At 66.4% G+C, this 22,023-nt stretch carries 18 protein-coding genes and 2 rRNA genes (1 of these 20 running past the window's edge); 6 read left to right on the top strand and 14 right to left on the bottom strand.

The annotated features are described in order from the left end of the window. Nucleotides 1–6 precede the first annotated feature (6 nt). Nucleotides 7–582, bottom strand: coding sequence for a hypothetical protein (locus F0P95_RS04920; protein WP_054661388.1), 576 nt, complete (start codon nucleotides 580–582; stop codon nucleotides 7–9). 27 nt (nucleotides 583–609) lie between these two features. Beyond that, nucleotides 610–1,323, bottom strand: a complete 714-nt coding sequence (locus tag F0P95_RS04915) for an SURF1 family protein (RefSeq protein WP_182335904.1) — start codon at nucleotides 1,321–1,323, stop codon at nucleotides 610–612. A gap of 57 nt (nucleotides 1,324–1,380) precedes the next feature. On the opposite strand from F0P95_RS04915, the gene F0P95_RS04910 reads away from it, so the two are divergent. Continuing rightward, nucleotides 1,381–1,599: a twin transmembrane helix small protein gene (locus tag F0P95_RS04910; RefSeq protein WP_054661382.1), complete on the top strand. Its 219-nt coding sequence runs from the start codon at nucleotides 1,381–1,383 to the stop codon at nucleotides 1,597–1,599. A gap of 81 nt (nucleotides 1,600–1,680) precedes the next feature. Here F0P95_RS04910 and F0P95_RS04905 read toward each other — a convergent pair whose 3' ends face one another. From F0P95_RS04905 to F0P95_RS04885, 6 genes are all read right to left on the bottom strand, one after another. Beyond that, nucleotides 1,681–2,556 (bottom strand): cytochrome c oxidase subunit 3, encoded by an 876-nt coding sequence (locus tag F0P95_RS04905; protein WP_182335903.1) that lies wholly within the window; start codon nucleotides 2,554–2,556, stop codon nucleotides 1,681–1,683. 21 nt (nucleotides 2,557–2,577) lie between these two features. Next, nucleotides 2,578–3,165 carry a cytochrome c oxidase assembly protein gene (locus F0P95_RS04900; protein ID WP_182335902.1) on the bottom strand — a complete coding sequence of 196 codons (588 nt, stop codon included), beginning with the start codon at nucleotides 3,163–3,165 and terminating at the stop codon, nucleotides 2,578–2,580. Beyond that, nucleotides 3,162–3,296 (bottom strand): hypothetical protein, encoded by a 135-nt coding sequence (locus tag F0P95_RS17655; RefSeq protein ID WP_256363883.1) that lies wholly within the window; start codon nucleotides 3,294–3,296, stop codon nucleotides 3,162–3,164. Before F0P95_RS17655 ends, F0P95_RS04900 begins: the two co-directional genes overlap by 4 nt. Before the next feature lie 11 nt (nucleotides 3,297–3,307). Continuing rightward, a complete protein-coding gene (gene ctaD, locus F0P95_RS04895; RefSeq protein ID WP_054661373.1) occupies nucleotides 3,308–4,918 on the bottom strand; it encodes a cytochrome c oxidase subunit I in 1,611 nt (536 codons plus the stop codon). Between the two features lie 64 nt (nucleotides 4,919–4,982). Then, the gene (gene coxB, locus F0P95_RS04890) at nucleotides 4,983–5,915 is read right to left on the bottom strand and encodes a cytochrome c oxidase subunit II (RefSeq protein ID WP_182335901.1); all 933 of its coding nucleotides are present in this window, start codon (nucleotides 5,913–5,915) and stop codon (nucleotides 4,983–4,985) included. 17 nt (nucleotides 5,916–5,932) lie between these two features. Further along, complete coding sequence (locus F0P95_RS04885; protein ID WP_054661367.1) at nucleotides 5,933–6,406, bottom strand: DUF2244 domain-containing protein; 474 nt, start codon at nucleotides 6,404–6,406, stop codon at nucleotides 5,933–5,935. A gap of 303 nt (nucleotides 6,407–6,709) precedes the next feature. Between F0P95_RS04885 and putA the strand changes: the two genes are divergently transcribed. Continuing rightward, complete coding sequence (gene putA / locus F0P95_RS04880; RefSeq protein ID WP_182335900.1) at nucleotides 6,710–9,916, top strand: bifunctional proline dehydrogenase/L-glutamate gamma-semialdehyde dehydrogenase PutA; 3,207 nt, start codon at nucleotides 6,710–6,712, stop codon at nucleotides 9,914–9,916. A 72-nt stretch (nucleotides 9,917–9,988) separates the two neighbouring features. Here the strand turns inward: putA and pnuC are convergent, their stop codons facing one another. Beyond that, nucleotides 9,989–10,594, bottom strand: a complete 606-nt coding sequence (gene pnuC, locus F0P95_RS04875) for a nicotinamide riboside transporter PnuC (protein ID WP_182335899.1) — start codon at nucleotides 10,592–10,594, stop codon at nucleotides 9,989–9,991. Nucleotides 10,595–10,718: 124 nt separating this feature from the next. Then, nucleotides 10,719–12,098 (bottom strand): outer membrane protein transport protein, encoded by a 1,380-nt coding sequence (locus F0P95_RS04870; RefSeq protein WP_054661358.1) that lies wholly within the window; start codon nucleotides 12,096–12,098, stop codon nucleotides 10,719–10,721. Between the two features lie 215 nt (nucleotides 12,099–12,313). Between F0P95_RS04870 and F0P95_RS04865 the strand changes: the two genes are divergently transcribed. Further along, nucleotides 12,314–13,006, top strand: a complete 693-nt coding sequence (locus F0P95_RS04865; RefSeq protein WP_054661355.1) for a rhomboid family intramembrane serine protease — start codon at nucleotides 12,314–12,316, stop codon at nucleotides 13,004–13,006. Nucleotides 13,007–13,045: 39 nt separating this feature from the next. Then, the gene (locus tag F0P95_RS04860) at nucleotides 13,046–13,369 is read left to right on the top strand and encodes a DUF1820 family protein (RefSeq protein WP_182335898.1); all 324 of its coding nucleotides are present in this window, start codon (nucleotides 13,046–13,048) and stop codon (nucleotides 13,367–13,369) included. Nucleotides 13,370–13,522: 153 nt separating this feature from the next. Here the strand turns inward: F0P95_RS04860 and F0P95_RS04855 are convergent, their stop codons facing one another. After that, the gene (locus F0P95_RS04855; RefSeq protein WP_182335897.1) at nucleotides 13,523–14,932 is read right to left on the bottom strand and encodes a S41 family peptidase; all 1,410 of its coding nucleotides are present in this window, start codon (nucleotides 14,930–14,932) and stop codon (nucleotides 13,523–13,525) included. A gap of 114 nt (nucleotides 14,933–15,046) precedes the next feature. Further along, nucleotides 15,047–16,327 carry a murein hydrolase activator EnvC family protein gene (locus F0P95_RS04850; RefSeq protein WP_269150864.1) on the bottom strand — a complete coding sequence of 427 codons (1,281 nt, stop codon included), beginning with the start codon at nucleotides 16,325–16,327 and terminating at the stop codon, nucleotides 15,047–15,049. A 91-nt stretch (nucleotides 16,328–16,418) separates the two neighbouring features. On the opposite strand from F0P95_RS04850, the gene F0P95_RS04845 reads away from it, so the two are divergent. Both F0P95_RS04845 and F0P95_RS04840 read left to right on the top strand, forming a co-directional pair. Next, a complete protein-coding gene (locus tag F0P95_RS04845; RefSeq protein WP_182335895.1) occupies nucleotides 16,419–17,075 on the top strand; it encodes a DUF4097 family beta strand repeat-containing protein in 657 nt (218 codons plus the stop codon). 59 nt (nucleotides 17,076–17,134) lie between these two features. Next, nucleotides 17,135–18,850, top strand: coding sequence for a M28 family metallopeptidase (locus tag F0P95_RS04840; protein ID WP_182335894.1), 1,716 nt, complete (start codon nucleotides 17,135–17,137; stop codon nucleotides 18,848–18,850). A 532-nt stretch (nucleotides 18,851–19,382) separates the two neighbouring features. On the opposite strand, the gene rrf is transcribed toward F0P95_RS04840, so the two are convergent. Continuing rightward, nucleotides 19,383–19,497 (bottom strand): 5S ribosomal RNA (gene rrf / locus F0P95_RS04835). Between the two features lie 124 nt (nucleotides 19,498–19,621). Continuing rightward, a 23S ribosomal RNA gene (locus F0P95_RS04830) occupies nucleotides 19,622–22,023 on the bottom strand; it runs 476 nt beyond the window's last position.

Here is a 22,023-nt window from a genome sequence, read left to right as displayed (position 1 = left end):
TGGAACTCACTTCAGTTTCAACAGCCTGGAAAGATCGGTGCGCAGGCCGCCCGGGTCGAAGCCGGGCGCATAACGCAGGACCACGAAGCCGTTGGGATCGATCACGTAAACCGGGATGCCGGCGGGGTCGTCCACCCCCGGCAGTTTCGCGCGCAACGCCGGCGAGGCCTGCAGCACCTTCAGCGCCGGCGAGGCCACCACCTGTTCCGGCGGCGTGCCCAGCCACAATATCTCGACATTATCGGCGTTGTGGCCGAACAGTCGCCATACGGTGTCCAGCTGCTGCGACAAAGTGACGCAGGCCGGCGCGCAGTCGGCCGCAGGCGCCAGCACGATGCGCCAGTGGCGGGCGGCCGGGTTCCATTCATAAGCGCTGCCGTCGGCCAGCCGCAGCTGTTCCTGGCGCAGGTCCAGCGCCGGCTCGAACAGCTGCCCGTGGTTGCGGTTCACCTGCGGCATCCAGCCGGAGAAGCGCAGGATGCCTGCCAGCGCCATCGACCCGAAGAACATGGCGAAGATGAGCAGCAGCACGCGGCGGCCGCGCTTGCGGATGACGAGTTGTTCCGGGGTCAGGGCATTCATGTGCGGCATTTTCCCATGGCTTGGCGTTCAGCGCCCGCGGCGGCGGCGGACATGCAGCACCCCGGCGATCACCAGCACCGCCAGCGCCATGGCGAACCACTGCACCGCGTAGCCCAGATGGCGCGAAGGCGGCAGGGTGTTGGGCAGCAGGTCCAGGTCGCGGGTGTAACCCAGCGGCGAGGCCGGATCCAGCCGCAGCACCTGGCCGGCCAGCGCGGCGGCCGGCAGCTGCAACTGCGCGGCAATGGCCGCGGTGTCCACGCGCGTGGCCAGCCACACCCGTGGCTGCGCGGTGGCCGCCAGCGCCGGCCCCAGCGCCAGGCCCGGCGACGGCGGCGGTGCCCACAGGCCCTGCACCTCGATCCGCCCCTGCAACGGCGCGATGCGCGGCAACCGGCGGTCGGCCGGCAAGGGCAGCCAGCCCAGATCGACCAGCACCACGCCGGCGTCCACGCGCGCGGCCTGGTACACCTTCAGCCCGGCACGCCCGTCGCGCAGCTGGTTGTCCAGCAGCACCGTGGCCGGCAGGAACTCCAGCGTGTCATGCACCCAGTGCAGCGTTGCCGGCGCACGCATCGCCTGCGCCAGCGCCAGCCCATGGCTGCGGTCCGGCGGCGCCTGCGCCAGCAGTGCCTGCTTCTCGTGCATGCGCTGCAACTGCCAGGCGCCCAGCGTACTGAACAGCGCGGCCACCGCGAACGCCAGCAACCAGCCCAGCAGACCCGTGTGCTGTCGCGTCATGACAACGGCGCCGCGAGCGGGTGAGATAGCGACGCCTTCCCACATTTCGAGCCGTGCATGAATGATTCGCTGAAGACACTGCTGGTGATCGCGTTCCTGATCGTCATCGTCTGGAATCTTGGCGCCGGGCTGTACTACCTGATGATCGACCGCGGCCAGACCAAGCGCACGGTCAATGCCCTGACCCGGCGCATCGTGCTGTCGGTGGTGCTGATCCTGCTGGTGATCCTGGGCATCTACAGCGGCTGGATCAAGCCGCACGGCGTCGGCGGCTGACACCGGGCGCGCCCATGAAGTGAACCAGGGAGCGGTGCGCCGGGACCCGGTCCCGATGCCCCGCTCCCTGCGTCTTGCCGCTTACAGCACGTAGACGAACAGGAACAGCATCAGCCACACCACGTCGACGAAGTGCCAGTACCACGCCGCGGCCTCGAAGCCGAAGTGGTTGTCGCGGGTGAAGTGGCCCTTGGCCGAACGCAGCCACATCACGATCAGCATGATCGTGCCCAGGGCCACGTGCGCGCCATGGAAGCCGGTGAGCATGAAGAAGGTGGAACCATAGATGCCCGAGCCCAGGGTCAGGTTGAGCTCGCCGTAGGCGTGCATGTACTCCTCGACCTGGAAGAACAGGAACACGCAGCCCAGCAGCACGGTGGCGCCCAGCCAGATCAGCAGCTGCTTGCGGTTGCCGGCCTTGAGCGCATGGTGGGCGATGGTCAGGGTCGCGCCGGAGCTGAGCAGGATCAGCGTGTTGAGCAGCGGCAGGCCCCACGCCGGGATGGTCTGGAACATGCCGCCGATGCCACCCGGGCCATTGCTCGGCCAGGCCGCCGAATAGCCGTCCCACAGCATCTCGTTGGTCGCCACCCCGTGGCCTTCGCCGCCCAGCCAGGGCAGGCCGTAGACGCGGGTGTAGAACAGCGCGCCGAAGAAGGCGGCGAAGAACATCACTTCCGAGAAGATGAACCAGACCATCCCCATGCGGAACGAGCCATCGACCTGGCGGTTGTAGTTGCCGCCGACCGACTCGCGGATCACATCGCCGAACCACAGGAACAAGGTGAACACCAGCATCGCCAGGCCCACGAAGAAGGTCCAGCGGCCCCAACTGGCGTCGTTGAGCCAGCTGGCCACTCCGACCATCAGCACCAGCATGGAAATCGAGCCGACGAAGGGCCAGCGACTCTGGCTCGGCACGAAGTAGACGTTGGCATCAGGCGTGTTATGGGCCATGGCTTGCTTCCGGATCCGTGGTCAGGGGGCCGCGTGCGACGAGCCGCCGGCCGAGGCCGGTGCCAGCTGCGCCGTCAGCGCGTCGTTCTTGAAGAAGGTGTAGGACAGGGTGATCGTGCGGACATCTGCGGGCAGGTCCGGATCGACGATGAAACGTACCGGCATCTCGCGCTGCTCGCCGGCCTGCAGGGTCTGCGCGGTGAAGCAGAAACACTCGGTCTTGTTGAAATAGCCCGACGCGCGCGCCGGTGCCACCGAGGGCACGGCGCTGCCGACCAGCGCGTGGTCGCTGTCGTTGCGGGCGAAATACAGCGCCTCGTTCAATTCGCCGGGCACCACGTCCATGGTCAGCTTTTCCGGATGGAAGGCCCACGGCAGCTTGGAATTGACGCCGCCATCGAACTCCACCCGCACCAGGCGCTTGACGGTGGCGGCCCCGGACGCGGCCGCCTGGCTGGCGCCGCGCTCGAGGCGGACGCCGAACACCTTCTCGCAGGCGATGCGGTACAGCGGCACCAGCGAGAACGTCAACACGAACACGCCCAGCGCCACGCCGAGCAGCCGGACGATGCCGGCATTGCGTTCGGGCCGGGGCACGGGCGTGGTCAATGCGCAAGCACCCCGGACAGGATGAAGCCGGCGTAGATCAGCACCGCGATCACGCCCACCACCAGCGCCGTGCGCCGCGACCGGCGGCGGCGCAGGGCCAGTTCATCGGGTTGCCAGTCGGGACGGCTCATCGTCGCGCGCCTCAATGGGTCACGTCGTCGTGAGCCAGGTCACCCGGCCGGATCACCGGCGGCACGGTGAAGGTATGCGCCGGCGCCGGCGACGGCACGGTCCACTCCAGGCCCTTGGCGCTTTCCCAGGCGCGCGCCTCGGCGCGCTGGCCGCTGCGCAGCGAGGACAGCAGGATGGCGGCCATCAGGAACGGGGTGACGAACATGCCGAACGCACCGATCGAGCTGACCAGGTTCCAGTCGGCGAACACCGGGTTGTAGTCCGGAATGCGGCGCGGCATGCCGGCCAGGCCCAGGAAGTGCTGCGGGAAGAACAGCAGGTTGACGAACACCATCGTCCACCAGAAATGCACCTTGCCCCAGAACTCGTTGTACATGCGCCCGGTCCACTTCGGCCACCAGTAGTAGACCGCGGCGATCAGCGCCAGTACCGCGCCGGTGACCAGCACGTAGTGGAAGTGCGCCACCACGAAGTAGGTGTCGTGGTACTGGAAGTCGGCCGGCACGATGGCCAGCATCAGGCCGGAGAAGCCGCCGATGCTGAACAGCACCACGAAGGCGATGGAGAACAGCATCGGGGTTTCAAACGTCAGCGCGCCCTTCCACATGGTGCTGACCCAGTTGAACACCTTCACGCCGGTCGGGATCGAGATCAGCATGGTGGCGAACATGAAGTAGATCTCGCCGCCCAGCGGCATGCCCACCGTGAACATGTGGTGGGCCCACACGATGAACGACAGGAACGCGATGGCCGCGGTGGCGTACACCATCGCCTGGTAGCCGAACAGCGGCTTGCGGCTGAAGGTGGGGATGATCTCGCTGATCACGCCGAACGCCGGCAGGATCATGATGTAGACCTCGGGATGCCCGAAGAACCAGAAGATGTGCTGGTACATCACCGGGTCGCCGCCGCCGGCGGCGTTGAAGAAGCTGGTGCCGAAGAACTTGTCGGTCAGCAGCATGGTCACCGCGCCGGCCAGCACCGGCATCACCGCGATCAGCAGGAACGCGGTGATCAGCCAGGTCCAGCAGAAGATCGGCATCTTCAGCAGGTCGATGCCCGGGGCGCGCATGTTGAGCACGGTGGCGATGATGTTGATCGCGCCCATGATCGAACTGATGCCGGCCACGTGGATGGCGAACACGCTGAAGGCGACGTTGTAGCCGCCCTGCAGCGACAGCGGCGGGTACATGGTCCAGCCACCGGCGGGCGCGCCACCGGGCAGGAACAGGGTCAGCAGCAGCAGGGTGAAGGCCACCGGCAGCAGCCAGAACGACCAGTTGTTCATGCGCGGCAGGGCCATGTCCGGCGCACCGATCTGCAGCGGGATCATCCAGTTGGCGAGGCCGACGAACGCCGGCATCACGCCACCGAAGATCATCACCAGCGCGTGCACGGTGGTCATCTGGTTGAAGAATTCCGGCTTCATGTGCTGCAGCCCGGGCTCCATCAGCTCCAGGCGGATCAGCACCGACATGAAGGCGCCGATGATGAACATCAGGAAGCTGAAAAGCAGGTACAGCGTACCGATGTCCTTGTGGTTGGTCGAAAAGAACCAACGCTCGAAGAAGCCTTGCCGGTGGCCGTGATGATCGGAGTGGCCCACTGCGGAGTTCGCCATTGCAGCTATACCTCGTTATCCAGTTTCCAGGCATCGCGCCGGCAACGGCCGGCGCGCAGTGGTATCAGGCGCCGGGCGCCACGGGAGCCGGTTCCGCGGCGGGCGCGGCCTCCGGCTGCGGGGCGTCGGTGGCGGGTGCGGCGGCCGGCGCGGGCTCGGTGGCCGCTGCCGGGGCGGGCTTGCGCGAGGCCAGCCAGGCCTTGAACTCGTCCTTGGACACGGCCTTGACCACGATCGGCATGAAGCCATGGTCCTTGCCGCACAGTTCGGCGCACTGGCCGCGGTACACGCCTTCCTGCTCGATGTTGGTCCAGCGCTCGTTGATGAAGCCCGGCACGGCGTCCTGCTTCCAGCCCAGTGCCGGCACCCACCACGCATGCACCACGTCGTCGGAGGTGATCACGAAGCGGACCTTGGTATCGACCGGCAGCACCAGCGGGTTGTCCACGTCCAGCAGGTAGTGCGGGTCCGATGCCATGGTCGGCACCGCGCCGCTCTGCCGCACCTGGTCGGACTTGCGGTCCAGGCGGCTGGTGAAGGCCACGTCCTCGCCCAGGTATTCGTACTTCCACATCCACTGGTAGCCGGTGATCTTCACCGTCATCTCGGAGTCGCGGGTGTCGTACATGGAAATCAGCTTGGCCGTGGCCGGCCACGCCATCACCACCAGGATGATGATCGGGATGACGGTCCAGATGACCTCGGCCTTGGTGTTGTGCGAGAACTGCGCCGCCACCGCGCCCTTGGACTTGCGGAACTTGATGATCGCGTAGGCCATCGCGGCGAACACGATCAGGCCGATGATCGTGCACACCCACAGCGCCACCATGTGCGCGTCCCACGCCATGCGCGCGGTATGGGTGACGCCCTTGCCCATGTTGAGCTGCCAGGGTTTCGGATCACCCGCCTGGGCCCATGCCACGGGTGCGGCCAGCGCCATCGCCGCCAACCCCAGAGCCTGCCTGCACCACACTCCCCACCTGTTGCTTTGCTTCATTGCCTAGACCCTTGACGTCATCGGTTGCGGCCGTCACTGGCCGCGAGCAAGCCATCCAGCGTCGCCGCCAGTTCCCTGCGTTCGGCGGGTGCGAGGAGACTCCCCACTTCGACCCGCTTTCCGCTGGAGACCAGCACGACCCGTTCGTCCTCGATCACCAGGCGCACCCAGTAAGGGTGGGCACGGAAGACCGGCGGACATCCGGCTGCGGGAATCACTTCCACGCAGTCCGGTCCAACCCGGATCTCTTCCCGGCGTTCGCCGCTGCGCCATGACGCGCGCAGGGCAGCTCCCACCAGGAAGCAATGCAATAGCGCGAAGACCGGGGCGAAAACGTTTCCAGACAGCCAACCCAGGCCTGCGGAGAACGCCATCAACCCTGCCAGCGCGATGAACAACAGGACGAACTGCCGGGCGCTGAGCGCCCGTGGGGGATGCAGCACCAGCTGCGCACGTGAGCCGTCGGAAACCAGCCGAAGCATCTCGATCATGTCGCAACCGCGTCCGTACCGCGGAAAACGGATTCGATGGTAGCCCCGCCCAATCACCCCGGCAAGCTCTCATTCATGATTGTTGTGATTGCTGCACTGCACACCGGATTTCCGCCCGCATCGAATCGACATCGGCAACAAATTTGCCGGATTCAGCACAAATTGATGGAAACCGGAAATCTGTACCGAATCCCACGCGTGCCAATGGTTCCGCCACTTCATAAAGGCTTCCGGAGGGCTGGGAAATTCGGCGCCAAGGATTAAAATGGCCGAATCCCAACGTGTCCCGATGTGGTCATGCCCATGAATGCAACACCGTCCACCCACACCGCCGCGGCACGGCCGCTGCTCTCGCCCGAACTGCCGCCGGCACCGGCCGCCCTGCGCCAGGCCATCACCGATGCCTGGCTGAAAGACGAGGCCAGCCATGTGCGCGAACTGCTGGAACAGGCCCGCCTGCCGGCCGCCGAGCAGGCCCAGGTCCAGGCCACCGCCGCCGACCTGGTGCGCCGGGTGCGCGCCCGCGCCCGCAACCAGGGCGCGATCGAGGCGTTCATGCGCCAGTACGACCTGGGCAGCGAGGAGGGCGTGCTGCTGATGTGCGTGGCCGAGGCGCTGCTGCGCATCCCCGACCAGGAAACCGCCGACAAGCTGATCCGCGACAAGCTCGGCGAAGCCGACTGGAAGCGCCACATGGGCCAGTCCGACTCGGTGCTGGTCAACGCCTCGACCTGGGGCCTGATGCTGACCGGCCACCTGGTCGACCTGGCCGACGACACCAAGCGCGACGTGCACGGCGCCTTCAAGCGCCTGATCGGCCGCGTCGGCGAACCGGTGATCCGCCTGGCCGTGCGCCAGGCGATGAAGATCATGGGCCACCAGTTCGTCATGGGCCGCACCATCGACGAGGCCCTGGCGCGTTCGCACAAGGGCGACAACGGCAACTACCGCTACTCCTTCGACATGCTCGGCGAAGGCGCGCTGACCATGAAGGACGCGCTGCGCTACCTGGAAGACTACCGGCGCGCGATCCACGCCATCGGCAAGGACAACCTGGCGCGCGGCGGCAAGGCCGACGGCGACGTGACCCGCTCGCATGGCATCTCGATCAAGCTCTCGGCGCTGTACCCGCGCTATGAGCATGCCAAGCGCGAGCGCGTGCTCGCGGACCTGGTGCCGGGCGTGCTGGAACTGGCGCAGCTGGCCAGGTCCTACGGCATCGGCTGCACCGTCGACGCCGAGGAAGCCGACCGCCTGGAGCTTTCGCTGGACATCATCGAACGGGTGGTCAGCGATCCTTCGCTCAAGGGCTGGGAAGGCTTCGGCATCGTGGTGCAGGCCTACCAGAAGCGCACCCCGTACACGATCGACTACCTGGCCGACCTGGCCCGCCGCATCGGCCACCGCCTGCAGGTACGCCTGGTCAAGGGCGCCTATTGGGACGCGGAGATCAAGCGCGCGCAGATCGACGGCCTGCCCGGCTACCCGGTGTTCACCCGCAAGCAGAACACCGACGTGTCCTACCTGGCCTGCGCCAGGCGGCTGTTCGGCCACAGCGACGTGCTGTACCCGATGTTCGCCACCCACAACGCGGCCACCATCGCCGCGGTGAAGCAGATCGCGCAGGGCCGCACCTACGAGCACCAGAAGCTGCACGGCATGGGTGACGACCTGTACGCCGAGGTGGTCCCCGCCGATCGCCTCGACGTGCCCTGCCGCGTCTACGCACCGGTCGGTTCGCACGAGGACCTGCTGCCCTACCTGGTGCGCCGCCTGCTCGAGAACGGCGCCAATTCAAGCTTCGTCAACCGCATCACCGACGAGGACGTGTCGATCGACGACCTGATCCGCGACCCGGTCGAAGCGGTGTCCTCGTTCGCCTCCATCCCGCATCCCAAGATCCCGCTGCCGGTCGACCTGCTGCGCAGCCAGAACCACGACAGGAACAACTCCATGGGCATCAACCTCGCCAACGACAACGCACTGCGTGCCCTCGCCGGGCAGCTCAACGCCGCCGTCAAGCCGTGGCAGGCCGCCCCGCTGGTGCCGGGCGCCAGCGCCAGCGGCGCCACCGTGCCGGTCACCAACCCGGCCGACCACCGCGAAGTGGTCGGCCACTGGCAGGCCGCCGACAGCGCCACCGTGCAGCAGGCGCTGGCCAACGCCGTCGCCGCGCAGCCGGGCTGGAACCGTACCCCGTCCGCCAGCCGCGCCGCGATCCTGGAACATGCCGCCGACCAGCTGGAAGCGCGCATCGCCGAGTTCATGGCGCTGTGCGTGAAGGAAGCCGGCAAGAGCCTGCCGGACAGCGTCGCCGAAGTCCGCGAGGCGGTGGATTTCCTGCGCTACTACGCCAAGCAGGCGCGCGAGCAGTTCGGTCATGCCGAAACGCTGCCGAGCCCGACCGGCGAGAGCAATGAGCTGCAGCTGCACGGCCGCGGCGTGTTCGTCTGCATCAGCCCGTGGAACTTCCCGCTGGCGATCTTCCTGGGCCAGGTCAGCGCCGCGCTGGCCGCCGGCAACAGCGTCATCGCCAAGCCGGCCGAGCAGACCAACCTGGTCGGCTACTACGCGGTGAAGCTGCTGCACGATGCCGGCGTGCCTGCCGACGTGCTGCAGTTCCTGCCGGGCGACGGCGCCACCGTCGGTGCCGCGCTCACCGCCGACCCGCGGGTGGCTGGCGTGGCATTCACCGGCTCGACCGAAACCGCCCGCGCCATCAACCGCGCGATGGCCGCGCGCGATGCCGCCATCGGCGTGCTGATCGCCGAGACCGGCGGCCAGAACGCCTTCATCGCCGACTCCTCGGCGCTGCCGGAACAGCTGGTCAAGGACGCGATCGGCTCGGCCTTCACCTCGGCCGGCCAGCGCTGCTCGGCCGCGCGCGTGCTGTTCGTGCAGGACGACATCGCCGACAAGGTGATGGGCATGCTGTCCGGCGCGATGGCCGAACTGAAGGTCGGCGACCCGGGCGAGCTGTCCACCGACGTCGGCCCGGTGATCGATGCCGACGCACTGCGCATTCTCGAAGAGCACGCCGCGCGCATGGATGCCGAAGCGCGCCTGATCGCCGCCGCGCCGCTGTCCGACGCCACTGCGCACGGCACCTTCTTCGCGCCGCGCGCGTATGAGCTCAGGCACCTCGGCCAGCTGCACCGGGAGATCTTCGGGCCGGTCCTGCACGTGATCCGCTGGAAGGCCGACCAGCTCGATGCGGTGATCGACCAGATCAACGCCACCGGCTACGGCCTGACCCTGGGCGTGCACTCGCGCATCGACGAAACCGTCGAGCGCATCGCCTCGCGCGTCAACGTCGGCAATGTCTACGTCAACCGCAACCAGATCGGCGCGGTGGTCGGGGTGCAGCCGTTCGGCGGCCAGGGCCTGTCCGGTACCGGCCCCAAGGCCGGTGGCCCGCACTACCTGTTGCGCTTCGCCACCGAAAAGACGGTGACGGTGAACACCACCGCCGCCGGCGGCAACGCCTCGCTGCTGACCCTGGGCGACTGATTGCCTGCATGATCCGGTGAACGAAAAACCCCGCGAAAGCGGGGTTTTTCACAGGCGCCGCCCGGCTTCGACTCAGGCGCCGGCATCGGCCAGCGACGCATCCGCCTGTCCGCGCATCAGGCGGCGCCAGTGGCGCAGCGCCACCAGCGCGTTGATCCAGAAGCCCACGTACAGGATCGAGGTCAGGTGCAGGCCGCGGCTGTAGTACAAGGGCACCGCGATGCTGTTCACCAGCAGCCACAGCCACCACGATTCCAGCTTGCGCCGCATCATCAGCAGCTGCGCGATCACGCTCAGCACCAGCACCGCCGAGTCGACATACGGCGCATAGGCGTTGGTCAGGCGGGTCAGCATCCAGCCGTAGCCGAACGTGGCCAGCACCGCCAGCGGCGCCAGCCAGGCCCATGCGCGCGGTCGCAACGAGGTGATCGGCAGCGGCGCACCCTGGTCGCCGCGCAGCCACTGCCACCAGCCCAGCACGCTGATCGCGATGAAGAAGAACTGCAGCACCATGTCCGCGTACAGGTGCGATCGCTCGAATACCAGCGCGAACAGCGCGCAGCCGACGATGCCCAGCCACCAGGTGTGCACGTTGTTGCGGCCGGCCAAGAGAATGGAGCCGGCGACGGCGATGTTGGCGGCCAGCTCCAGCTGGAACGCGGGGTCGGAGAGATTCATTGCCCATTGTCGCCCGGCGCATGCGCCCGGGCCATGGCATCGCGCGGCACCGGCCCCTGCCCGCAAAAGCGAAGGACCCCGCTCGCGCGGGGCCCTCCGGTCTGTCGCATCCAGCGTGCCTGGATCAGAACTTGTAGTTCATCGAGGCGGCCAGGACGTCGCCGCCGACCTTGTACTTGCCCTGCAGCACGTTGCCGGTGCTGCTGGTGGCGTTGATCGCCGGGTCGTTGGTGAACAGGTGGGTGTAGCCGAAGTTGAACTCGGTGTTCTCCTTCGGGGTCCAGCCCAGGCCGAACGACAGCCACTTGCGGGTCACGTCCGGCACGCGCACGTCGCGGTGCGAGTAGGTGGTCGGGGTTTCGTCGTAGGCCACGCCGCCACGCAGGGTGATGGTGTCGGACAGCTTGTACTCGGTACCGATCGAAGCGAAGGTGGTGTCCTTGTAGCCGAACACCAGCACGTTGTCCGGCTGGTTGGACGCGAAGTCCACGGTCACCTTGTCGAACGCCGGCGCCCAGGCGGTGCGGGTCACGTCGCCCATCACCATCCAGCGGTCGTTGAGCTTGTGGGTCACGCTCAGCGTAGCCGTGGCCGGCAGGGTCACGGTGGCCTTGCCGCTGGAATCGACGAACAGTCCCTTGGCCGTCAGGCCCAGCGCGGCGTCGACCTTGCCCGGCACCTCGAAGCGGGCCTTGCCGCCGGTGATCTTGTGCTCGACCTTGGAACGGTAGCTCAGCGCGATGTTGGTGTTCTCGGTCGGGCTGAAGGTACCGCCGATCACGTAGCCGACGGCATTGTTGTTGCCCTCGACGGTGGCGTAGCCGTCGGCGCTGCCCGGCACCAGGCCCAGCGCGGCGCTGGCACCCTTGCTGGCGCTGTAGGCCACGGCGCCGAAGTCCACGGCATTGGCCAGTTCGATGGTCAGGTGCTCGACGAACACGCTGGCGCCGAAGGACACGTACGGGTTGACGTCATACGAGAACGCGGCGCCCAGGTCGACGGCCTTCAGGTCGGTCTTGGTGCCGTGGTAACGGCCCACCCAGTCGCGGTCGTATTCGGTCTTGAAGCCGAACGGCGCGGTCAGCGACAGGCCGAAGTGCATGTTGTCGTTCTCGCCGAACGGCACGTGGAAGTACGCGGCCGGGACCGGGGCGATCATGCCGGCGTTGCCGCCGTTGCCGCCGGAGATCGGCGTGCCCTTGCCAGCGCCGGTCGGGCCGGCGTTGCGGGCGCTGTAGATCTCTTCCATCTTGGCCGAGAAGCTGATGGCGCTCACGTCGGCCTGGAACTGGCGGCCGTCGAGCAGGCGCATCGACGCCGGGTTGGTGGCGATCACCGAAGCGTCATCCCAGGCAGAGGCGGAACCGGCGAAAGCGCGGCCCAGGCCCTTGGCGCTGTTTTCCTTGAGCTGGAACGCGGCGGCGTCGGCGTGGCTGAAAGCCAGGGCACCGGCGATGCCGACGGCCAGAGCGGTGACACGAGCGAGGGTGGAAGCGGTATGCATGTTGGAAGCTCTCTCCGTAGGGCGGTGATGATTCGTTGTGCGCCTGCACCCCAGTACCGCCAAGCGGCCCTGCGATGCGCCGGATTCCCCTCCCGACATACGACGCCGTATGCAGTATCCATCAAGCTTGTTAACTAAACAATAACGCCGCCGTATTCATTTATTTCCGCTCCCTCACCCTGCACGGGCCCTCCTCGGGGTAGGCTTGCGCGCCCATGTTCGTTTCCATTCCCTCCCGCGACAAACCCGGACTCCGCTGGGCAGTGCCACTGCTGTTCGCGGCAATCTGGCTGGCCTTCCTCTGGTCGATCTCGCGGCCGGACGAAGCACGGCGGTCGCTGTGGATGGACTGGGGCGCGCTGTCCACCGGCCTGGGCAACCCGCAGGACTGGTGGGCGGCACTGCGCGACGGCAGCGTGCTGCGCCTGTTCACCGCGCTGTTCCTGCACGCGGACTGGTCGCACCTGCTCGGCAACCTGGTGTTCCTGCTGATCTTCGGGCTGCCGGCCGAACGCGTGCTGGGGCCATGGCGGCTGTTGTTGTTGTTCCTGCTGGGCGGTGCCGCGGCCAACCTGGCGGCGCTGTACGCCATGGGATCGCCCGACCAGATCATCATCGGCGCCAGCGGCGCGGTGTCGGCGCTGCTGGGGGCCTACCTGGCGCTGTTCCCCGGCGCGCGGCTGGGCGTGGTGCTGCCGCTGGGGCTGTTCCTGGAGTTCGTCCGGGCGCCGGCCTATCTGCTGATCGGGGTATGGGCCGCCCTGCAGGTGGTTTTCGCCTACATCGGCCCGAGCTTCGGCATGGTGGCGTGGTCGGCGCACCTGTCCGGCTTCCTGTTCGGCATCGTCTATGGGCTGTATGTGCGCGCCGCGATCGCCCGGCGACTGCGCAAGCGCCACGGTTTCTAGCGGCCGCCCCCCCATGCGCGCCATCCTTATAATCGCGCCATGAGCAGCAAGCCCCTGTACAAGATCACGTTCCTCAACCACGGCAAGGTCTACGAGCTGTATGCCCGGCACGTGGGCAGCAGCCACCTGTGGGGATTCAACGAAATCGCCGAACTGGTGTTCGACCTCCATGACGGCCTGGTGGTCGACCCCACCGAGGAACGCCTGCGCGAGGAGTTCGCTGGCACCAAGGTGCTGCACCTGCCGATGCAGAGCATCGTGCGCATCGAGGAAGTGGAAAAGAAGGGCCAATCAGCGATCCGCGACGCAGCCACCGGGGAGAAGGTGGTCACGCCGTTCCCGATGCCCGCCAAGCCGCGCTGAGTACCGCATCGCGCAGCCATTGCCGCCGGTGACGTGGCGGCAGGAGGGAACATCGCCCGCCCGCTGCCGCATTTCGTCCGTGCGCCGTCCGGCATCCCCGCTCCGCTCCCGTGCGGATGACGCGCACGCCCCCCGGGGCGCGCGCGGGGAAAGTCACTTGCCGCTGTCGACGGCTTCCGGTTTGGCCGGCACGCTGACGCCCGTCGGCGTCGGCGTCGGCGCTGCTTCCGGCTTCGCCGGGACCGCCGGCCGTGCCGCAGCCGCGGGCCGGGCAGCGAGCGAGCCGGGCTGCTTGAGTTCGCGCAGGGCCGAGCGCACCGGTCCATCGCCCGGCAACACCACGCCGGTGGCCATGCCACTGGCCTCGTCGTCGCCACGCAGGTGGCCCGGCAGCTTGGCCTCGCTGAAATCGGCAATGGAAGCCGGCACGTCCTTGCCGGCGGCAGCCGGATCCGCGGCCAGCTCCACGTCCGGCACGATGCCGGTGGCCTGGATCGAACGGCCGCTGGGGGTGTAGTAACGCGCGGTGGTCAGTTTGACCGAGTCGCCGTTGTCCAGCGGCAGCACGGTCTGCACCGAGCCCTTGCCGAACGTGCGGCTGCCGACGATGCGCGCGCGCCGGTTGTCATGCAGCGCGCCGGCCAGCACCTCAGAGGCGCTGGCCGAACCGGCATCCACCAGCACCACCACCGGCGCCCCCTGCATCAGGTCGCCGGGCGTGGCCTCGAACTTCGCATCGCTGACCGAGATGCGGCCGCGGGTACTCACGATCACGCCCTTTTCCAGCAGATCGTCGGCCACCTGCACCGCCGCGGTGAGCAGGCCGCCCGGATTGCTGCGCAGGTCCAGCACCAGGCCCTTCAGCCTGCCACCAGCCTGCGACTGCAGCTGGGTGAGGTGCTTCTGGAAGTCCGCGCCGGTATCGGCCTGGAAGGTGCTGATGCGCACATAGCCATAGCCCGGCTCCAGCATCCGGCTGCGCACGCTGGTGACGCGGATGGTCTCGCGGGTGACGGTGACGTCGAACGGCTTTTCGTCGCCCCGCTCGATGGTCAGCACGACCTTGCTGCCAGCCGGGCCGCGCAGCGGCTCCATCGCCTCGTACGCACTGATCGGCTTGCCGTCGATGGCCACGATCAGGTCGCCTGCGCGCAGTCCGGCACGCGCGGCGGGCGTTTCGTCGATCGGCGACACCACCTTGAGCGCGCCGTCCTGCTGCAGCAGCTCGACGCCGATGCCTTCGTAGGCGCCCGTGGCCTGCTCGTCGAAGGCCTGGGCATCTTCCTTGTCGAAATAGGTGCTGTGCGGATCCAGGTCCAGCAGCAGGCCGCGGACCGCCGACTGCATCAGCTTCTTGTCGTCCACGGGGTCCACGTAGGCCGCGCGCACCGCGTTGTACACCGCGACGAAGCGGCGGATCTCGTCCAGCGGCACCCGCGAGGTGACCGACTCCTTGGCATCGGGGTCGTCCGCCTTCGGCGTCTTGTCCGGGGCACTCTGCGCCAGGCCGATGGCCGGCGACAGTGCGAACAGCAGGGCAGCAGCAAGGCCGGCTACACGCATGAACCACTCCATGAAAACGGATGCGCACCATGCGCGTCGGACCGATTATGCGCGAAGCCCGGTGGAATTCACGTTGAACGAGGCCGTCGGCGGCGCCCCCCGCTCAGCCGGCGCTCACTGGCGCTGCAGCCAGGTGGCCGGGTCCACCGGCTGGCCATTGCGGCGCAATTCGAAGTAAAGCGCCGCCACCCCCTGGCCACCGGAGTTGCCGACCCGCGCCACCGCCTCGCCGCGGCGCACGCGCGCGCCCGGATCGCGTAGCAGGGTGTCATTGTGGGCATACAGGCTCATGTAGCCATTGCCGTGGTCCACGATCAGGATCATGCCGTAGCCGGTCATCCAGTCGGAGAAGACCACCGTGCCGTCGGCGACCGCAGTCACCGTCGTGCCGGGTGGGGCGCCGATCAGCACGCCGCTGCTGGTGCGCCCGTCCGGCAGGCGCCCGCCGTAGCGGGCCAGCAGGTTGCCGGACAACGGCCAGCCCAACCCGCCGACCTTCGGTGCCGGTGCATTCGCGGTGACCCGCGGTGGCACCTTGCCGGGCGTGGGCCGTGCCGCTCCCGTGGCCGCCTGGCGCGACTGCTCGGCGGCGGCACGGCGCGCTGCCGCCTTGCGTTCGGCCTCGGCGCGTGCGGCCGCCGCGCGCAGGCTGGACAGCAGCTGTTCGAGCGCCCGCGCGTCCTTGCCCAGCACCTTCTCCCGCTCGCTGCGGTCCTGGTAGCGCTGGTCCAGCTCCGCCGCCAGCTGTGCCCGCTTGCGACGGTCCTCGGCCAGCGCCGCGGCCTGTTCGCGCTGCTGCGTACGCGCCTGCTCCAGCTCGCGGCTGCGCGCGAGGATTTCCTGCTCGTTCGATGAAAGTGCCTGCAGATCGCCCGCCAGCGAGGCGATGGTCCGCGCCCGCTCGCGCTGCAGGTAGCGGTGATAGGCCAGTTCGCGGTTGGCGTCGGCCACCCGGTCCTGCGACAGCAGCAACTTCAGCGGGGCATGGTTGCCCAGCCGATACGCAGCGCGCAGCAGCGCGGCGAGCTGCCCGCGCTGCCGCCCCAGGTTGGCTTCAAGCACGACGCGGCGTTGCTGCAGTTCCGCCAGCGCCTGCTGTTCGCGGCGCATCGCCGCCTCGGTCTCGGCCACCGTCCGGCCGCTGCGGGCGACCTTCTGGTCGGCCTCGCGCAGCCGCCGCGACGCCGCCTCGCGCTCGCCCTGCAGGCGCTGCCGCTCCTGGGCCACGTCCTTGAGCTCGCCACGCAGCTGCTGCAGCTTCTTCTCCGCATCACGGGGCGTGTTCTGCGCGGGTGCGGCGGGAACCACCAGCGACAACGCCAGCAGGCAGCCGGCGGCCCAGGCCGGCAATGCCGGGGAACGGGCGGACTGGCGGCGGCGGCGGGACGGTCGCAATGGCGTTCCAGTGACTTCAGGCAGATGCGGATTGTACCCAGCCATGCTGCCATCCATCCTTGCCCACAGGAATTCCCGACGGAGACGCGCGATGAAACGATTCCTTCTTCTGCTGGCCCTGGGACTGGCCAGCCCGCTGGCAATGGCGGCCGACGACATCAGCAAGGTGAATGGGAGCATCCGTACCGAATCCGGCACCGCCTACCGCGACCTGGACACCGTCAACGGCAGCATCCACCTGGCCAAGGGCGTGCAGGCGCGCGGCGTGGAGACGGTCAACGGCAGCATAAATGCCGACGACAACGTGCAGGCGCGCAGCCTGGAGACGGTGAACGGCGCGATCCGTGGCGGACGCGGGCTGGTCTTGTCCGGCGACGTGGAAACCGTCAACGGCAGCATCTTCATCGACCAGGGCGGTCGCATCGGCGGCGGCGTGGAAACCGTCAACGGCGGCATCGGCCTGGTTGGCACCGAGGTCGGCCGCAACATCGAGACCGTCAACGGCGACATCACCGTCGGCATCGGCTCGCACGTGAAGGGCGGCATCCGCGTGACCAAGCCGTCGTTCAGCCTGTCGCTGACGCCGCCGCGCAAGCCGCGGGTGATCATCGGCCCCAATGCGAAGGTGGACGGCCCGCTGAACTTCGAACGCGAGGTGACGCTGTACGTGCACGACAGCGCCTCGATCGGCCCGGTCAGCGGTGCCACCGTGCGCCGCTTCGACAGCGAGGCCGCGCCGAAGGATTGAGCGCTTCCCGGCTGGCTTGCCTAGAATCGGGCTTCACCCTTCATACGGAGCCCGGTTCCATGCCCCGCAGATTCCTGTTGTGCCTCGCCGCGGGCGCGGCGCTGGCAGCGTGCCGGCAAGAGGCCGCATCGCCCCCGGCACCTGCGCCCGCGCCCACACCGGTGCATGCGTTCTCCACCGGCATCAACGCCGCGGACTTCGCCGAGCTGGTGAAGACGCTGGCGTCCGACGGGTTCGAAGGGCGCGCGCCGGGCAGCCGCGGCGAGCAGCTCACCGTCGAGTACATCCGCGACCAGATGCAGCGCATCGGCCTGCAACCGGGCAACGGCGACAGCTGGTTCCAGGAGGTGCCGATGACCGAAACCATCGCCGACCCCACGACCGTGCTCACGCTCCGGCATGGCGACAGCCGGCGCACGCTCGCCTTCGGCAGCGACATGGTGGTCGGCACCCGCAGCGGCCAGCCGGAAGTGAAGATCGACGCCAGCGACATGGTGTTCGTCGGCTATGGCGTGGATGCGCCGGAACAGGACTGGAACGACTATGCCGGCCAGGACTGGAAGGGCAAGACCGTGGTGATGTTCGTCAACGACCCCGGCTTCCACGCTGACGATGCCCGCCTGTTCGAGGGCAAGCGCATGACCTATTACGGGCGCTGGACCTACAAGTTCGAGGAGGCCGCGCGCAAGGGCGCCGCCGCGGCGCTGATCGTGCATGACACCGCGGGTGCGTCGTACGGCTGGGACGTGGTGCGCAGCTCCTGGGGCGGTGCGCAGTACGACCTTCCGGTCGCCGAGGACAAGGAGCCGCGCCTGCAGGCGCAGGGCTGGTTGAGTGCGGAAGCGGCGCGGCAACTGTTCGCCGGGGCCGGGCTCGACCTGGACAAGGCCTACCGCGATGCCGGCAGGCGCGGCTTCAAGCCGATGCCGCTGCGCACCACGCTGTCGCTCGACCTGAAGAGCAGCATCGCCGAGAAGAAGTCGCGCAACGTGGTCGGCGTCCTTCCCGGCGCCAGCCGCGCCGACGAGGCCGTGCTCTACATGGCGCACTGGGACCATCTCGGCAGGCACGAGGGGCAGGCACACGACGCGCAGGCGGGCGACGACATCTACAACGGTGCGGTGGACAACGCTACCGGCGTGGCCGGCATCCTCGAAATCGCCGATGCCATGATCCACCAGCAGCCGGCGCCGCAGCGCTCGGTGGTGTTCCTGGCGGTGACGCTGGAAGAGTCCGGACTGCTCGGCTCGCGGTACTACGTCAACCATCCCACCTTCCCGCTGGACAAGATCGCCGGCGTGATCAACATCGACGCGATGTCGGTCAATGGTCGCACCCGCGACATGACCGTCACCGGGTATGGCAGCTCCGAGCTGGAGGACATCCTCAAGCCGTTGGCCAGGGAACAGAACCGCACCCTGCACGCGGAATCGGCGGTGCAGAGCGGCTTTTACTTCCGCTCGGATCACTTCAACTTCGCCAAGGCCGGCGTCCCCGCGCTCTACGCCGGCGGCGGCCGGGATCTGCTGGAAGGCGGCATCGACGCCGGCAGGAAGGCCGCCGAAGCCTACGCCCGCGAGCGTTACCACAGCCCGCGCGACGAGTACGACGCTGCCACCTGGAAGCTCGACGGCACCATGCAGGACGTCGAGCTCCTGTACGGCGTCGGCCGCGAACTGGCGGGTGGCGACAGTTGGCCCAACTGGTACGAAGGCAACCCGTTCAAGGCCAACCGCGACCGCATGATGGAGGGCCGGCGCGGCGCCAGTGAATAAGCGGCGCCGCCCCGCGCGGACCGTCCAATGGCAATGGCGGACCAGCTGGTACCTGGGAGCATCCGGACATCGCGCTTGAAAGCCCTCCCGATTCTTCGCCAGACGCAGGAAGGGCGTCTTGAGACGGTGATGTCGAACAGTTTTGGTTTTGGGGGTACGAACGCGACGCTGGTATTCGGCCGGGTGTAAGGCCGGGACATCGAGTAGGTTCAAGCAACGGCGCCTGAGGGCGCCGTTGTCGTATGCGCGGTGGGCGCGGATCTACGTGAGGCAGCCCGTGCTGCACGCGTTCGCGTGCGAGGCTCCGTTCCGGCGCAGGCGCCCGGCCCGCGAGGGCCCTGGCCTTTGTCTCTGTCGCGCGCCTGCAGGGCAGGCCGTCGCCGTGCACCACCCGCAGTAACGCAGAATTGAGTGCCTGTAACCCGCCAACGGCGCCTTTTGGCGCTGTTTTGGCTTATGCGGCCGCCGGGTTTTGGATGCCGTAAAAAAGCAAACCCCCGCTGCCTTGGCAGCGGGGGTTTGGGGATAAAGCCCCTGGCGATGACCTACTCTCGCATGGCTTGAGCCACACTACCATCGGCGCAGCTGCGTTTCACTTCCGAGTTCGGGATGGGATCGGGTGGTTCCACAGCGCTAATTTCACCAGGGAGAGGGTTGGAGGGTCGCTATCCATTGGAGCAGGATAAAGCGCCAGCCTCTCGTAGGTCTTGTGACGTAGCGTGCACTTGGGTCCATCGACATGTCATGTCGGCCAAGGCAACTTGAGGTTATATGGTCAAGCCACACGGATCATTAGTATCAGTTAGCTCAACGCGTTGCCGCGCTTACACACCTGACCTATCAACCACGTAGTCTACATGGTTCCTTCAGGGGGCTTGTGCCCCGGGAAGTCTCATCTTGAGGCGCGCTTCCCGCTTAGATGCTTTCAGCGGTTATCGCTTCCGAACATAGCTACCCGGCAATGCCACTGGCGTGACAACCGGAACACCAGAGGTTCGTCCACTCCGGTCCTCTCGTACTAGGAGCAGCCCCTCTCAAACTTCCAACGCCCATGGCAGATAGGGACCGAACTGTCTCACGACGTTCTGAACCCAGCTCGCGTACCACTTTAAATGGCGAACAGCCATACCCTTGGGACCGACTACAGCCCCAGGATGTGATGAGCCGACATCGAGGTGCCAAACACCGCCGTCGATATGAACTCTTGGGCGGTATCAGCCTGTTATCCCCGGAGTACCTTTTATCCGTTGAGCGATGGCCCTTCCATACAGAACCACCGGATCACTAAGTCCTACTTTCGTACCTGCTTGATCCGTCGATCTTGCAGTCAAGCACGCTTATGCCTTTGCACACAGTGCGCGATGTCCGACCGCGCTGAGCGTACCTTCGAGCTCCTCCGTTACTCTTTAGGAGGAGACCGCCCCAGTCAAACTACCCACCATACACGGTCCCCGACCCGGATAACGGGCCTAGGTTAGAACGTCAAGCACGACAGGGTGGTATTTCAAGGATGGCTCCACTGCAGCTGGCGCCACAGTTTCATAGCCTCCCACCTATCCTACACAGACGAACTCAACGTTCAGTGTAAAGCTATAGTAAAGGTTCACGGGGTCTTTCCGTCTTGCCACGGGAACGCTGCATCTTCACAGCGATTTCAATTTCACTGAGTCTCGGGTGGAGACAGCGCCGCTGTCGTTACGCCATTCGTGCAGGTCGGAACTTACCCGACAAGGAATTTCGCTACCTTAGGACCGTTATAGTTACGGCCGCCGTTTACTGGGGCTTCGATCAAGAGCTTCGCCTTGCGGCTGACCCCATCAATTAACCTTCCAGCACCGGGCAGGCGTCACACCCTATACGTCCACTTTCGTGTTTGCAGAGTGCTGTGTTTTTGATAAACAGTCGCAGCGGCCTGGTCACTTCGACCATCGCCAGCTATAGCCCGCATGGGCCACCGGCAATGGTGCACCTTCTCCCGAAGTTACGGTGCCATGTTGCCTAGTTCCTTCACCCGAGTTCTCTCAAGCGCCTGAGAATTCTCATCCTACCCACCTGTGTCGGTTTACGGTACGGTCTGCGTAAGCTGAAGCTTAGGAGCTTTTCCTGGAAGCGTGGTATCAGTGACTTCGTCTTAAAGACTCGTCTCGGTGCTCGGTCTTAAAGGATCCCGGATTTGCCAAAGATCCAAACCTACCGCCTTTCCCCAGGACAACCAACGCCTGGTACACCTAACCTTCTCCGTCCCTCCATCGCACTTACGCGAGGTGCAGGAATATTAACCTGCTTCCCATCGACTACGCATTTCTGCCTCGCCTTAGGGGCCGACTCACCCTGCGCCGATTAACGTTGCGCAAGGAAACCTTGGGCTTTCGGCGTGCGGGTTTTTCACCCGCATTATCGTTACTCATGTCAGCATTCGCACTTCCGATACCTCCAGCAGACTTCTCAATCCACCTTCGCAGGCTTACGGAACGCTCCTCTACCGCGCATAACAAAGTTATGCACCCCAAGCTTCGGTTCTGTGCTTAGCCCCGTTAAATCTTCCCCGCAGACCGACTCGACCAGTGAGCTATTACGCTTTCTTTAAAGGGTGGCTGCTTCTAAGCCAACCTCCTGGCTGTCTGTGCCTTTCCACATGGTTTTCCACTTAGCACAAAATTTGGGACCTTAGCTGTGGGTCTGGGTTGTTTCCCTTTTCACGACGGACGTTAGCACCCGCCGTGTGTCTCCCATACAGTCCGTCTCGGTATTCGGAGTTTGCAATGGTTTGGTAAGTCGCGATGACCCCCTAGCCATAACAGTGCTCTACCCCCGAGAGGATACATATGAGGCGCTACCTAAATAGCTTTCGAGGAGAACCAGCTATCTCCGGGTTCGATTAGCTTTTCACTCCTAATCACACCTCATCCCCTACCTTTGCAACGGGAGTGGGTTCGGGCCTCCAGTGCGTGTTACCGCACCTTCACCCTGGGCATGACTAGATCACCCGGTTTCGGGTCTACTGCCCGCGACTATGCGCCCTTATCAGACTCGGTTTCCCTTCGCCTCCCCTATACGGTTAAGCTTGCCACGAACAGTAAGTCGCTGACCCATTATACAAAAGGTACGCAGTCACTCTTTCGAGCTCCTACTGCTTGTACGCACACGGTTTCAGGTTCTATTTCACTCCCCTC

Origin of the sequence: Stenotrophomonas acidaminiphila, assembly GCF_014109845.1 — a bacterium.
Classification (GTDB): Bacteria; Pseudomonadota; Gammaproteobacteria; order Xanthomonadales; family Xanthomonadaceae; genus Stenotrophomonas; species Stenotrophomonas acidaminiphila.
This window is presented reverse-complemented; position numbering and strand designations above follow the sequence as displayed.

Bases quoted from the DNA above. Each gene is read 5' to 3' on its own strand.
- F0P95_RS04905 (WP_182335903.1), bottom strand. From the start codon at position 2,556: ATGGCCCATAACACGCCTGATGCCAACGTCTACTTCGTGCCGAGCCAG.
- F0P95_RS04885 (WP_054661367.1), bottom strand. From the start codon at position 6,406: ATGATCGAGATGCTTCGGCTGGTTTCCGACGGCTCACGTGCGCAGCTG.
- F0P95_RS04920 (WP_054661388.1), bottom strand. From the start codon at position 582: ATGAATGCCCTGACCCCGGAACAACTCGTCATCCGCAAGCGCGGCCGC.
- F0P95_RS04865 (WP_054661355.1), top strand. From the start codon at position 12,314: ATGTTCGTTTCCATTCCCTCCCGCGACAAACCCGGACTCCGCTGGGCA.
- F0P95_RS04855 (WP_182335897.1), bottom strand. From the start codon at position 14,932: ATGCGTGTAGCCGGCCTTGCTGCTGCCCTGCTGTTCGCACTGTCGCCG.
- F0P95_RS04910 (WP_054661382.1), top strand. From the start codon at position 1,381: ATGAATGATTCGCTGAAGACACTGCTGGTGATCGCGTTCCTGATCGTC.
- F0P95_RS04840 (WP_182335894.1), top strand. From the start codon at position 17,135: ATGCCCCGCAGATTCCTGTTGTGCCTCGCCGCGGGCGCGGCGCTGGCA.
- ctaD (WP_054661373.1), bottom strand. From the start codon at position 4,918: ATGGCGAACTCCGCAGTGGGCCACTCCGATCATCACGGCCACCGGCAA.
- F0P95_RS04860 (WP_182335898.1), top strand. From the start codon at position 13,046: ATGAGCAGCAAGCCCCTGTACAAGATCACGTTCCTCAACCACGGCAAG.
- F0P95_RS04915 (WP_182335904.1), bottom strand. From the start codon at position 1,323: ATGACGCGACAGCACACGGGTCTGCTGGGCTGGTTGCTGGCGTTCGCG.
- F0P95_RS04845 (WP_182335895.1), top strand. From the start codon at position 16,419: ATGAAACGATTCCTTCTTCTGCTGGCCCTGGGACTGGCCAGCCCGCTG.
- coxB (WP_182335901.1), bottom strand. From the start codon at position 5,915: ATGAAGCAAAGCAACAGGTGGGGAGTGTGGTGCAGGCAGGCTCTGGGG.
- putA (WP_182335900.1), top strand. From the start codon at position 6,710: ATGAATGCAACACCGTCCACCCACACCGCCGCGGCACGGCCGCTGCTC.
- F0P95_RS17655 (WP_256363883.1), bottom strand. From the start codon at position 3,296: ATGAGCCGTCCCGACTGGCAACCCGATGAACTGGCCCTGCGCCGCCGC.
- pnuC (WP_182335899.1), bottom strand. From the start codon at position 10,594: ATGAATCTCTCCGACCCCGCGTTCCAGCTGGAGCTGGCCGCCAACATC.
- F0P95_RS04870 (WP_054661358.1), bottom strand. From the start codon at position 12,098: ATGCATACCGCTTCCACCCTCGCTCGTGTCACCGCTCTGGCCGTCGGC.